Annotated in this window: 1 protein-coding gene; it reads right to left on the bottom strand. The window is 68.3% G+C overall.

Annotated elements, in window-relative coordinates; all coding sequences use genetic code 11:
* Window positions 1-366 precede the first annotated feature (366 nt).
* A complete protein-coding gene (locus PSEEN_RS04495) occupies window positions 367-14343 on the bottom strand; it encodes an autotransporter-associated beta strand repeat-containing protein (RefSeq protein ID WP_011532299.1) in 13977 nt (4658 codons plus the stop codon).
* Window positions 14344-14516 lie beyond the last annotated feature (173 nt).

Raw genomic sequence — 14516 nt, 5'->3', positions numbered from 1 at the left:
GGACACAGAAACGCGGTCGGACCAAAGTCCGCCCACGCACGGCTGCCATGAAAGCAAAGCCATGACTGTGTACCACGTTGCGGGCTTCTCACACCCGGTCGCCAAATTTGACGACCCGACGACGTTACCCTCGGAGTAATTTCCAGCCAATTCGGAGCCTTCCGGCAGGCGCGTAGGATAGGTCCCAAGCGCTGACCGGCTGAAGGATTTTGTTTCAGATTCGGAAATGTCTGACGGCGTCAGGAAGCCGGGGGCGCTTTGCGCCCCTTTCGCGGCACAAGGCCGCTCCTACAGAGGGAATGCGATCTCCCTGTAGGAGCGGCCTTGTGCCGCGAAAGGGCCGCGCTGCGGCCCCGGCGCTCTACTTCAGAACCCCATGCTGAAGCTCACCACCACCCCATGGTCGCGGTTCTCGTTGGACAACTGCCCGGAATACCCAACCCCCAGCTTGCCACTGGCCCCGACGCTCAAGTCCAGCCCGGCCTCGACCACCGCCGCATCCTTGGCAATCGGCACACCCTCGGTGCTGAACCCGGAACCCCCATCGATAAAGCGCAGGTCGGCATCCGGCTTGTCATCCCCAAAGGCATGGCGCCAGCCCACAGACACCCGTGGCGTGATGGTGCCGCCGCTGTCGAGCTTGATGTGCTTGCCCGCCCGCACACCGAGGGTGGAATAGGTCACGTCCTGATCGACCTTGCCCTCCAACCGCCCTGCCCCGCCCTTCTCATGGGCGGTGTCGCTGTCGTAATTGACGTAGGCCAACCCAGCGAACGGCTCCAGGGCGATACCACCGGCATCGATGGCATACCCCACCTCGCCGAACACCTGGGCGCTGCGCGCCTTGTACTTGGCCTTGAGCTGGTCGTCGTAGCTGCCCACCGCGACATCGCGCTTGGTGTCGATGTCGTGCCAGGCGTAAGCCACGCCCAGGCGTGCAGCGAAGGCGTCCAGCTGGTAACCCAGGTAGGTGGTCAGGTGGTAGCTGTCGACGGTAGCGTCCGAGCGGCGGCGGTGGGCGTCGATGCTGGAGCGGGTGTAGCCCGCAGCGACACCGACCTTCCATTCATCATCCAGCGCACGGTCCACACCGAGCATGAAGCCCGACAGGTCGCGGTCGACGCTGGCATGGTTGCTGTTGCCGTCGTAGTCCCCCCAGCCGCCGATGGCGCGGATCCAGCCCACGGCCTGGCCCTGGCAGCCTTCACTGGTGAGCTGTTGGTTGGCGGTGGGCGCCAGGGTGCGCCGTGGGTCGTTCTCACGGGTGCAGTCGGCCTGGCGCAGGCGGTCGTTGACCGCGTCGCGGATGTAGCGCGAGTCCTCGATCAGCACGGTCGCGGTGCTGGCGTGGATCTCGCCGGACAGGCTGTCGAAGGCATTGCGCGCCGAGTCGCGGTCCATGGTCACGATGGTGTTGCGCAGCGCCGCCGGGGCCCCGGTGCTTTCCAGGGCGGTGGCGACACCACGCTGGTTGCCGGAAGCGGCGACGTCGGCAAACGAAGTGCCGTTGCGGCTGACCGACAGGGTCACCTGGTTGGTGCCATAGGCCAGCACGCTGTTGAGGAACGCCGAGTTGCTCAGGTTGGTGCCGGCGAAGGTGCCATTGATGCCACCGGCCGCGTTGACCACGGTATACACCCCATCGTCATCGTCGACGTTCAGCACCTGCAGGCTGCCGCCCAGGTTGGCGGTGCCGCCCACATTCAGGTAGTTCACCGGTTCGACGCCAAGGTCGATCACCAGGGTGCCGCTGGGGCCGTTGGTGAAGTTGCCGGTCACGTTAAGGTTGCCACCAGGCCCAGGCATCACCGTGCCGTTGTTGACCAGCCCGCCGACAGTACCGTTGCCGCTCAGCGCGGCACCGTTGGCCACGGTCACCTGGGCGCCGAGGGTGGTACCCGGGTGGGCCGCGTCGCCGACCTGGAGCACGCCCTGGTTGACGTTGAACGCGCCGGTGGTGGGCTGGTTGCCAATCAGCAGCAGCGTACCGGCCCCTTGCTTGGTGGTGGTGCCAGTGCCGCTCAGGGTGCCATTGAAAGTACCGTTGGCCGACTGCTGGAACACCAGGCTGGCGTTGTTGAGGATGTTGCCCTGCAGGCTGGTGGTGTTGCCCACCAGGGTGCCGCCGCTGACGGTGGTACCGCCGCTGTAGGTGTTGGCGCCACTGAGCACCAGGGTGCCGGCGTCGAGTTTCTCGATGCCGCCGGTACCGACCAATGGCGCGCTGACCACGGCGGTGGCGCCGGCATTGACCCGCGCCGGCGCCAGGCCACCATCAGCCTCGTTGACCGGTGTCAGGCTGCCGCCCGCGCCCGGGACCACCTGGTAGCCATCGCTGAGGAACTGCATGCCGGAGAACGACTGGTTGCCGACCACGGTGACGGTGCCCGGCGCACCGCCGAACACGGCGTACTGGCCGCTCCAGCCGGTGGAGGTAGTGCCGGACGCATTGGTCCAGTTGGTGTTCGGGCCCCAGGTGCCACTGCCGCCACCGATGCTGCCATCGGGGTTGGTCTTGCCGCCGTTCCAGAACTGCAGCTCTTCACCGTAGTTCTGCACCACCAGGTTGAGCTGGTTGGCGATGGCGGTTTGCAGGCCGAGATCGGCCAGGGCCACGCCGCCGGGGATGGCGCCGAACACCAGGCCGTTGTCGGTGAGGCTGCCGCTGTAGCTGAACAGCTGGTAGACGCCGGTGCCAAAGCCACCGAGATTGGTGATATTCAGCGTGCCGTCGAGTACCAGGTTGCCGTTGACCTTGACCACGGTGGTGGACGCGGCCGGGGCACCGAGGCTGAAGTCCAGCGCGCTGCCCGAGCTCAGGTTGAGGTTGCCCACGGTCAGCGGCGTGGCGCTTTGGCCTGCGGCCAGGGTGGCGCCGTCGGCAATCTGCACGGTACCGCCGTAGGTGCCGCTGCCGCCCAGGCGGGCGCCGGTGGCGACCTGCACGGTGGCGCTGTCGAGGCGGCCGTTGACCAGCAGGCTGCCGGCGTTGACGGTGGTGGCACCGGTGAAGCCGTTGACGCCGGTCAGCAGCAGTTCGCCGCTGCCGTTCTTGGTCAGGGTGCCATTGCCGGTGAGGTTGCCGGTGTAGCTGCCGTTGGCGTTCTGTTCGAAGGTCAGCGCGGCGTTGTTGAGGATGGCGCCCTGCAGGCTGGTGCTGTTGCCCACCACGCTGCCGGCGTTGATCTGGGTGCCGCCGGTGTAGCTGTTGGCGCCGCCCAGGGTCAGCTGGCTGGTGCCGTTCTTGACCAGGCTGCCCGTGCCGCTGATGGCACCGTTGAGGGTCAGGGCGTTGCTGCCACCAATGGCGAGGGCGCCATTGAGCACAGCGGCGTTGGCCAGGGTGACCGCCTTGTTGCTGTCCAGTGTGGTGCCGGCCGCGGCAGTCAGGGTACCGCTGCCCAGCGCGCTGTCGCTGCCTACCACCAGGGTGCCGCCGTTGAGCGCGGTGCCGCCGCTGTAGCCGTTGGCGACGTTGAGCACCAGGGTGCCGGCATCCTGCTTGGCGAGGCTGCCAGTACCGTTGAGGGCGACGTTGAGGGTGGCGGTAACACCCGTGTCGACCCGCAGGTTGGTGGCGCCGTTACCCAGCAGCTCACCTGCGGCACCGGCATTGAGCACATAGCCATCAGTGCTGAATTGCAAGCCGGTGATGGTGTGGCTGCCATCTACGGTGACGGTACCCGGGGCGCCCTGGAACACGGCAAAGGTGTCGTTCCAGGTTTGGTTGAGCACGCCGTTGGCGTCGGTCCAGTTGCTGTTGACCGCGTTCCAGGTGCCGCTGCCGCCGTCGATCAGGCCATTGGCGACGCTTTGGCTGCCGTCCCAGAACAACACGTTGCTGGCCCCGCCGACCACCAGGTTGACCTGGTTGGCGACCGCCGTCTGCACGGTCAGGTCGGTGACCGGCACAGGTGCGCTGCCGATGGCCAGGCCGTTGTTGACCAGGCTCCCGCCATAGGCGAACAGGCGGTACACCCCGGCGCCGAAACCGCCGATGTCGCTGACGTTGAGGGTGCCGCCCAGGGTCAGGTTGTTCGCCACGTCGACCAACGCGGCGCCGCCTCCGACAGGCGCACCGAGGGCGGCGTTGAAGCTGGAGCCGTTATCCAGGACCAGGTTGCCCGCACTGAGGGTGGCACCGCTGGTGGCCGCCAGGGCACCGCCGCTGGCCACGGTCACCGCGCCACCGAGGCTACCGGCGCCGGACAGGATGGCACCGCTGGCGACGTTGACCGCGCTGCTGGCCAACGAGCCGTTCACCCGCAACCGGCCAGCCTGCACGTTGGTGTTGCCGGTGTGGCTGTTGCTGCCGCTCAGTGACAGGGTGCCGGTGCCCAGTTTGTTCAGGGTGCCAGTGCCCGCGATAGTGCCATCGAACACCCCGCCTTCGACGTTCAGGCTGTTGCCGGTGGCGATCTGGATCGCGCCGGTGCCGCCGATATCACCGAGGCTGGTGTTGCCGTCGAGGTTGAGATTGGCCCCGGTGCTGACATTCAGCGCGCTCTGGGTGCCCAGGGCGGTGGTGCCGATGGTGCTCAGGCTGCCGGAGAGGATGTTGAGCACGCCGCTGAAGGTGTTGTTGCCCGACAGGGTCAGGTCGGCCAGGCCGCTTTTATTGAGCGTGCCGCCACCGCTGAGCACGCCATCCAGTTGCAGGTCGTTGCTGCCCAGCACGTTGAGGATGCCGCTGACATTCACCGGGTTGGCCAGGCTGACGGCGCTGGCGCTGTCGAGGTTGGCGTTGCCGGTAACGTCCAGGCCGCCGGTACCCAGGGCGGCGTTGTTGCCGACCACCAGGGTGCCGGATTGCAGGTCGGTGCCGCCGCTGTAGGTGTTGGCGCCCATCAGCGCAAAGCGCGCGGCGCCGGCCTTGAGCAGGCGCCCTGTACCCGCGACGGTGCCGCCGAGGGTCAGGTCGTTGCTGCCCAGCACCGTAAGCGGGCCAGCCAGGTTGACGTTGTTGGCCAGGGTAACGGCCTGGCTGCTGTCGAGGCTGGTGCCGCTGGCGGCGTTCAGGCTGCCGGTGCCCAGCGCGGTGTTGGAACCCAGTACCAGGGTGCCGCCGTTGAGCGCGGTATTGCCGGCGAAGGTGTTGTTGCCGCCCAGCGCCAGGCGCGCGGCGCCGGCCTTGAGCAGGCCACCGGCACCACTGATGGCGCCGTTGAGCGCGAGGTTGTTGCTGCCGGCGATGTTCAGCGGGCCGCCCAGGACGACAGCGTTGCCCATGGCCACCGCCGCATTACTGTCGAGGGTGGTGCCTGCGGCGGTGTCGAGCGTGCCGCTGCCCAGGGCGCTGTTGTTGCCCAGCACCAGGGTACCGCCGCTGAGGGTGGTACCGCCGCTGTAGCTGTTGCTGCCGTTGAGCACCAGGGTGCCGGTGTCGAGCTTGTTCAGCTTGCCGACGCCGGTCAGGCCGACATCGAGGGTGGCCGTCACGCCAGGATCGACACGCACGCTGGTGTCGCCACCAGTGCCGTTGATCAGGTCGAGCACCCCGCCCGTGCCGGCCAGCAGGCGATAGCCGTTGGTGACGAACTGCATGCCGTTGACGGTCTGGCTGCCATCGACGGTGACGTCGCCCGCCGTGCCCTGGAACACCGCGAAGGTGCTGCCCCAGGTGCTGTTGGTCACGCCGTTGAGGTCGGTCCAGTTGGTGTTGGCGGCGTTCCACACGCCTGCGCCGCCATCGACCTGGCCGTTGGCCACGCTCTGGCTGCCGTCCCAGAACTGGATGTTCAGGCCCGATGCGCTGACCAGCAGGTTGACCTGGTTGGCCAGCACGGTCTGCAGGCTCACATCGCCCAGGCCCACGCCCAGCGGCAGGCTGCCGAAGTCCAGGCCGTTGTCGGTGAGCGAGCCGGTGTAGTCGAAGATCCGGTACACGCCGTTGCCGAAGCCGCCGATGCTGCCGACGTTGAGGGTGCCGTCGAGGGTCAGGTTGCCGCCGACGTTGAACAGCGCGGTGCCGCCCGTGGACGGCGCGCCCAGGCCGACGTCGACGATCGAGCCACTGTTGAGCACCAGGCTGCCAAGGCCCAGGGTGCTGCCGCTCTGCCCGGCCAGGTGGCCGCCGTTGTTGATGACCACCGTGGCATTGGCGGTGCCGCCACCGGTCAGGGTGGCGCCGCTGCCGACGGTCAGCAGGTTGCTGCCCAGGGTACCGTCGACTTTCAGGGTGCCGGCGTTGACCTGGGTGTTGTCGGCCAGGTTGCCGGTGCCCGTCAGGGTCAGGGTGCCGGTACCGACCTTGGTCAGGCCGCCCAGGCCGTTGAGGCCGCCGGCGAAAGTGCTGCTGAGGTTGTTGCTGCCCAGGCTCAGCACGCTGCCGATACCGACATCGACCTGGCCGCTGCCGATCAGGCTGCCGAGGCTGGCATTGCCGTTGAGGTTGAGCTGGCCGCTGGCGCCGACGTTGAGGGTGTCGACGTTGGCCAGCACGCCGCTGCCCAGGGTGGTGACGGAGCCGGCCTGGATATCGACGTTGCCGGTGAAGGTCTTGACGCCGACCAGGGTGAGGTCGTCGACGCCGGTCTTGACCAGGTTGCCGCTGCCGCCCAGGTCGCCGCTGAAGATCAGCGCGTTGGCGGCTTCGACGGTCAGGTTGGCGCCGTTGCTCAGGGCGATGGTGTTGCCCAGGGCCATGGGCGCGCTGTTGGCCAGGGTGGCGTCGGCGGTGACCGCCAGGGTGCCGGTGCCCAGGGCGCCGCTGCTGCCCAAAGTGAGGCGCCCGGCATTGAGCTGGGTGCCGCCCTGGTAGCCGTTGTTGCCGTTCAGGGTCAGGTTGCCGCTGCCGTTCTTGACCAACCCTGCAGTGCCGTTGATCACGCCGTTGAGGGTCAGGTCGTTGCCGCCTGCGACCGTCAGGCCGGCGTTGAGAGTGACGTTGTTGGCCAGGGTGACGTTGCTGCCGGCGCTCAGGGTCGAGGCCCCGGCGACAGTCAGGGCGCCCTGCCCCAGCGCGTTGTCGTTGCCGACCACGAGCTGGCCGGCACCGAGGGTGGTGCCGCCCAGGTAGTTGTTGGCGCCGTTGAGGGTCAGGGTGGCAGCGCCCGATTTGTTCAGGCCGCCGACGCCATCGAGCACGCCATTGAGGGTGAGGTTGGCGCTGCCCGGCACGTTGAGCGTGCCACCCAGGTGCACGGCGTTGGCCAGGGTGATGCCCGCGCCGCTGGCATCGAGGCTGGTGTTGGCGCCTGTGCTGAGGGCGCCAGTGCCCAGGGCGGTGTTGCTGCCGACCACCAGGGTGCCGCCATTGAGCGTGGTGCCGCCGCTGTAGGTGTTGCTGCCGTTGAGGGTCAGGCTGGCTGTGCCGTTCTTGACCAGACCGTTGCTGCCGCTGACCACGCCATTGAGGGTCAGCGCCTGGCTGCCACCAAGGGTGAGATTGCCACCGGCCAGGTTGACGCCGTTGGCCAGCGCCAGCGCCTGGCTGGTATCGAGGGTGGCGGCGCCGTTGACGGTCAGCGCGCCGCTGCCCAGGGCGCCGGCATTGCCCAACATCAGGCTGCCGGCCTGCAGCGAGGTGCCACCGCCGTAGGTGTTGTTGCCGTTGAGGATCAGTTGGCCGCTGCCCAGTTTGTTCAAGCTGCCGCCGCCACTGATGACCCCGTCGAGGGTCAGCGTCTGGGTGTTGTTGACGCCGAGGGTGGTACCGGTGCCAAGGCCGATGGCGTTGGCCACCTGCAGGACTCCGGTGGTCGCCAGGGTGCTGTTGCCGGTCACCGACAGGCTCCCCGAACCCAGGGCGGTGTTGTTGCCCAAGGTCAGGGTACCGCCCCCCAGGGTGGTGGTGCCCTGGTAGGTGTTGGCGGCGCCCAGGGTCAGGTTGCCGCTACCGGCCTTGGTCAGGCCACCGGTGCCGCTGATCACACCGTTCAACGCCAGGTTGTTGTTGCCCAGCAGGCTCAAGGTGTCGTTCAGCACCACCTGGTTGGCCAGGGTCAGGGCGCCGGTGGTGGCCAGGTTGCTGGCGCCGCCGACGGTCAGGGTGCCGGTGCCCAGCGCCTGGTTGTTGCCCAGGGTGAGGGTGCCGGCGTTGAGGGTCACGCCACCGGTCAGGGTATTGGCGCCACTGAGGGTGAGGTTGCTGGCGCCGTTCTTGGTCAGGCTGCCGGCGCCGGTGACCAGGCCACCCAGGCCCAGGTCGTTGCTGCCGGTAAGGGTGAGGTTGCCTCCCAGGTTCACGGTGTTGCCGATGTTCAGCGCGGTGTTGCTGTCCAGTGTGGTGCCGGCCGCCGCGTTGAGCTGGCCGAGACCGAGGGCGCTGGCGCTGCCGAGCACCAGGGTGCCGGCATTGAGGTTGGTATTGCCCAGGTTGCCGTTGGTGCCGTTCAGGGTCAGGGTGCCGCTGCCGGTCTTGGTCAGGCCGCCGACGCCGTTGACGTTGCCGCCCAGGGTCAAGTTCTGCGCCCCGGCGATGGTCAGGTTGCCGGCCAGGTTGAGCTGGTTGGCCAAGGTGACGTTGGCGTTGCTGCTCAAGGTGGTGCCACCTACGGCGTTCAGCGCGCCGCTGCCCAGCGCCGTGTTGCTGCCCACCACCAGGGTGCCGCCGTTGAGGCTGGTGCTGCCCTGCTGGCTGTTGCTGGCGTTGAGGGTCAGGGTGCTGGCGCCGGCCTTGATCAAACCGCCGGTGCCACTGAGCGCACCATTGAGGGTGAGGTCGTTGCTGCCCGGCAGGCTGAGGTTGGCGTTCAGGGCAACGGTATTGGCCAATGCCACGTTAGCGCTGGTGTCCAGGCTGGCGGCGCCCGTCACGGTCAGGCCGCCCGTACCCAGTGCCTGGGCATTGCCCAGGGTCAGGATACCGGCCCCGAGGCTGGTGCCGCCGCTGTAGGTGTTGGCATTGCCAAGCGTGAGGTTCGCGCCACCGGCCTTGATCACACTGCCAGCACCCGAAACCACGCCAGCCAGGCCCAGGTCGGCACTGCCACCGACGGTCAAGGCGCCGCCCAGGGCAAAGGCATTGCCCAGGGTGACGGCGGTGTTGCTGTCCAGGCTGGTACCGGCGGCGGCGCTGACCGCGCCCGTGCCGAACGCGGTGTTGTTGCCAACGACGATGCTGCCGCCGTTGAACACCGTACCGCCGGTGTAGCTGTTGGCACCGTTGAGCACCAGGGTACCGATGTCGAGCTTGGCCAGTTGGCCGCTGCCCGAGAGACCGACGTTCACCGTCGCGGTGACACCCGGGTCGACGCGCACGCTGAAGGCGCCGTTGCTGGCGTTGACCAGGTCCAGGCCACCCGCGCCGATCAGGCGATAGCCGTTGGTGACGAACTGCAGGCCGGTGGCGGCCTGGGTGCCGACCACGGTGACATCGCCCGCGGTGCCCTGGAACACCGCGAAGTCGCTGGCCCAGGTGGTGTTGAGCACGCCGTTGACGTCGGTCCAGTTGGTGTTGGCGCCGTTCCAGGTCCCCGTGCCGCCGTCGATCACGCCGTTGGGGACGTTCTGGCCGCCGTCCCAGAACTGCACGGTGCCGGTGGCGCCGCCCACCAGCAGGTTGATCTGGCTGCCGATGGAGGTCTGTACCTGCAAGTCGCCCGGCAGCACGCTGCCCGGCACGCTGCCGATCACCACGCCGTTGTCGACCAGGGCGCCGGTGTAGTCGAACAGCCGGTAGATACCGGTGCCGAAGCCGCCGATATCGGTGACGTTGAGGGTACCGTCGAGGGTCAGGTTGCCGTTGACGTTGACCAGCGCGGTGCCCCCGGAGGCCGGCGAACCCAGGCCGAAATCGAGGATCGAGCCGCTGTGCAGGGTCAGGGCGCCGGTGGCCAGGGTCGCACCGCTGTTGGCCAGCAGGTGCGCGCCGTTGGCGATGTCCAGGGCGCCGAGCAGGCTGCCGGTACCGCCCAGGCTGGCGCCGCTGTTGACCTGCACGTTGGCGCTGGCCAGGGAGCCGGTGACGTTGAGCAGGCCAGCGTTGACCGTGGTGTTGCCCGCCAGCACGCTCACGCCCGACAGCTCCAGGCTGCCGGTGCCGTTCTTCACCAGCCCGCCGGTGCCGGCCAGGGCGCCGCTGAAGACGTTGTTCGAGTTGTTGCCACCCACGGTCAGGTTGCCGCCACCGGCCACGTTCACCGTACCCGCGCCGCTGAGGCTGCCAACCCCCGCGCTGGCACCCAGGTTGAGGCTGGCGCCGGCACCGACAGCGAGCGACGAGGCGTTGCCCAGCGCGCCAGTGCCCACGGTGGTGAGGCTGCCGCCGAGCAGGTCGATGGCGCCACTGAAGGTGTTGTTGCCGGTGAGGGTCAGGTCAGCCAGGCCGTTCTTGATCAGGCCGCCCGTGCCGCTGAGGACGCCGCTCAAGGTGAGGTCGTTGCTGCCCCCCACCGTGAGGTTGGCGCCCAGGCCGATGTCGTTGGCCAGGGTCAGCACGGCACTGTTGTCGAGGCTTGCTGCCCCGGTCACGTTCAACGCGCCATTGCCCAGGGCGCTGCCGTTGCCGACGACCACGCCACCGGCATTGAGGGTGGTGCCACCGGCGTAGGTGTTGACGCCGTTGAGGGTCAGGGTGGCGGTGCCGTTCTTGACCAACTGCCCTGCCCCGCTGAGCACCCCGCCGAGGGCCAACGCATTGCTGCCGCCCACGGTGAGGTTGGCGTTGAGCGCAACGTTGTTGCCCACACTGATGGCGCCGCTGTTGTCCAGGCTTGCGGCGCCGGCCACGGTCAGGGTGCCGGTGCCGAGCGCGCTACCATTGCCAAGCACCAGGCCGCCGGCATTGAGCAAGGTGCCACCGGCATAGCTGTTGAGGCCACCGAGGGTCAGCGTGGTGGCGCCGTTCTTGATCAGCCGGCCAGTACCGTCGATCACACCATTGAGGCTCAGGTTGTTGCTGCCGGCCAGGGTGAGGTCGGCATCGAGAGTGACGGCGTTGCCGACGCTCAGCGCCGCCGTGCTGTCCAGGCTGCCCGCGCCCGCCACGGTGAGCTTGCCCACGCCCAGCGCGGCAGCGTTGCCCAGCACCAGGCCACCGGCGTTGAGGGTGGTGCCGCCCAGGTAGGCGTTGGGCCCGGACAGGGTCAGGGTCGCGCTGCCGTTCTTGACCAGGCTGCCTGCGCCGCTGACCAGGCCGCCGAGGCCGAGGTTGGCGCTGCCGCCAATGGTCAGTGCGCCGGCCAGGTTGACGGCGTTGCCGAGGTTGACCGCGCTGCTGGCGTCCAGGCTGGTGCCCGCGGCGGCATTGAGCGCGCCACTGCCCAGCGCGGTGTTGCTGCCGACCACGATGGCGCCGGCATTGAGGTTGGTGGCGCCGACCTGGGTGTTGGCGCCAGTGAGGGTCAGTGTGGTGCTGCCGTTCTTGATCAGGCCGCCGACACCCGCGATCACGCCGCCCAGGGTGAGGTCGTTGCTGCCGGCGAGGGTGAGGTTGCCGGCCAGGTTCAGGGCGTTGCCGATGTTCAGCCCGGCGAGGCTGGTGTCGAGGGTGGTGCCCGCTGCGGCGTTGAGTGCCCCGGTACCCAGCGCGGTGGCGCTGCCCACTACCAGGGTGCCGGCGTTGAGGTTGGTGGCGCCGCTCTGGGTGTTGCTGCCCGACAGGGTCAGGCTGGCGCTGCCGTTCTTGGTCAGCCCGCCGGTGCCGCTGAGGTTGCCGGCCAGGACCAGGTTGTTGCCACCGGCCAGGGTCAGGTTGGCGCCGAGGTTGACGCCGTTGTTCAGGGTGAATGCCGTGGTGTTGGCCAGGGTCGACGCGCCACCGACGGACAATGCGCCAGTCCCCAGGGCGGCCGCGCTGGCCAGGGTCAGGGTGCCGGCGTTGAGGTTGAGGCCGCCGCTGAAGGTGTTGCTGCCGGTCAGGGTCAGGTTGCTGCCGCCGTTCTTGACCAATGCGCCGGTACCGCTGATCACGCCGCCTAGGGTAGCGGCATTGCTACCGGGCAGGGTCAGGGTATTGCCACCCAGGTTGATGGCGTTGCCCAGGTTGACCGTCGCGCCCGCATCGAGGCTGGCATTGCCGCCCAGGCTGAGCGCCCCGGTGCCCAGGGCATTGTTGTCGCCCACGGTCAGGATGCCCGCATTGAGGGTGGTGCCGCCACTGAAGGTGTTGCTGCCATTGAGGGTCAGGCCGGCGCTACCGCTTTTCACCAGTGCGCCGGTGCCGCTGATCACGCCACCCAGGGTAGTGGCGCTGGTGCCCAGCAGGCTCAGGGTGTTGGCGCCCAGGTTGATGGCATTCCCCAGGTTGACCGCGGTGCTGGCATCGAGGCTGGCATTGCCGCCCAGAGTCAGGGCGCCGCCGCCCAAGGCGTTGCTGTGGCCGACGGTGAGCTTGCCGGTGTTGAGCGTCAGGCCGCCGCTGAAGGTGCTGTTGCCGTTCAAGGTCAGGTCGCCGGCGCCGTTCTTGATCAGCGCGCCGGTACCGCTGATCACGCCACCCAGGGTGGTGGCGCTGGTGCCCAGCAGGTTGAGGGTGTTGGCCCCGAGGTTGATCGCGTTGGCCAGGCTGACGCCGGTGCTGGCATCGAGGCTGGCGTTGCCGGTCAGCGCCAGGGCGCCTGTGCCCAGCGCGGCGCTGTCGCCGACAGTGAGCTTGCCCGCGCCCAGGCTGGTGCCGCCGCTGAAGGTGCTCACGCCATTGAGGGTCAGGTCGGCGGCGCCGTTCTTGACCAGGCTGCCGGTACCGCCGATCACGCCGTTGAGCGTCAGGGCGTTGTTGCCCGGCAAGGTCAAGGTGCTGCTGCCCAGGTTGATGGCGTTGGCCAGGGTCATGGTCGCCGTGGTGTCCAGGGTGCCGTTGCCGGTCAACCCCAGCGCGCCGCTGCCCAGGGCGCTGGCATTGCCCAGCGTGAGGGTGCCGCTGGCGAGCGTGGTGCCGCCGCTGTAGGTGTTGACGCCGTTCAGGGTCAGGCCACCGCTGCCGCTCTTGACCAGCGAACCGGTGCCGCTGAGCACGCCGCCCAGGGTCAGGGCGTTGCTGCCAGGCAAGGTCAACGCCGCGTTCAAGGCCACGTTGTTGTTCAGCACCAGTGGCACGCTGCCTTGCAGGCTGCCGGCACCGCTGACGGTGAGGCCGCCGCTGCCGAGCGCCGCGGCGCTGGTCAGGTTGAGGCCACCGGCGGCCAGGGTGGTGCCGCCACTGTAGGTGTTGGTGCCGCCGAGGGTGAGCAGGCCGGCACCGGTCTTGGTCAGGCTGCCGACACCCGAGACCACGCCATTGAGGGCCATGTCGGTGGCCCCGCCGACGCTCAGGCCAGCATTGAGGGTGAAGTTGTTGGCCAGACTCAGGCCGCCGACAGTGCCCGCCAGCCCGCCGCCATTGACGGTGATGGCGCCGCTGCCGAAGGCACTGGCGTTGTCGAAGTTGACCAGGCCATCGTTGAGGGTGGTCTGGGTGGTGCCGTTGAGCACCTGGCCGATCAGGCTCCAGGTGCCGCTGTCGACGATCAGGCGGTTGAAGTTGATGTAGTTGGTGGCATTGATGGTGCCGCTGCCGCTGGTGCCACTGCCGCCACCGATGGCGTTGCGCAGCGCCAGGGTGTTGGTGCCGCCGGCACCGCCATCGATCTTGCCGGCTGCCGCGTAGGCAAGGTTGGGGTTGCTGGTGACCAGCAAGGCCACGCCGACCCCGAGCCCGGCACTGACACTGGAGCCGGTGATGGCATTGAAGCGGTTGGTGCTGTTGGCGCCCATCGACAGGCTGCCGGTCAGGGTCCCGGCGTTGGTGAAGGTGTTGCCCGCCGCGGAGGCCTCGAACGCTGCCCGGCCGAGAATGGTACCGGTGTTGGTGAAGTTCACCGTGCTGCCGCCGGTCACGGCGATGACCGGGGTGTCCTCGCTCACCAGGGTGAGGCTGGCCAGCGCCGAGGAGCCGATGCTGCCGGCGTTGCTGATCGTGGTGGTGCCCGCGGCCCCGTTGCGCGCGTCCAGCGCCATGCCCGTGAGGTTCAGCAGGTTGGCGCCGAGCAAGGCGCCGGTGCCCTTGATCACGCCCGTGGCGTTGTTGTTGATGTTGAGGGTACTGCCGGTGCCGGTGTTACCGATCAGCACGGCGGAAGACTGAATGCTCAAGAGCCCCAGCAAGGTCGGGTCGATGGTGCCGGAGTTGTTCAGCGTGTTGTTGTTGCCGGCTACCGACAGGGACGTGCCGCCCACGCCCAGCAGGGTGCCCAGCGAGGCACCCGGGTTGACGTTGACCGTGAGGCCACTGCCACCGTTGGTGTAACTGGGTGCCAGGGGGTTGGCCGCGCCGTTGCAGGTAATGATGGACCCGGCCGCGCTGCAGACGGCCAGCGCCTGCTCGCTCGTCAGGCCGAAGGCCAGGGCGCCGACGCCCAGGCTGATGGCCAGGGACAGGTGCGAGAAGCGGGAGGGGAAACGGGAGGCGGCACGTCTGTCCACGGAGAGCTCCTTCGTGGATCAGGCAATTCAGTCCTTGAATGCGTGTGCAGCGGGGGCGAGAAAGAGCAGCGAAACACGCGACGGCCGAAACGCCTGATCAATGGCTACGAATTTCCTTTGAGGGAATGTGTAGCCGCTGTAGGGCGGGCAGTACGGCGCAGGTGGGGATCAAA

It is taken from the genome of Pseudomonas entomophila L48 (assembly GCF_000026105.1).
GTDB lineage: Bacteria > Pseudomonadota > Gammaproteobacteria > Pseudomonadales > Pseudomonadaceae > Aquipseudomonas > Aquipseudomonas entomophila.
Note: the sequence above shows the minus strand (reverse complement) of the source record. Positions and strands in the feature narration are given on the sequence as shown.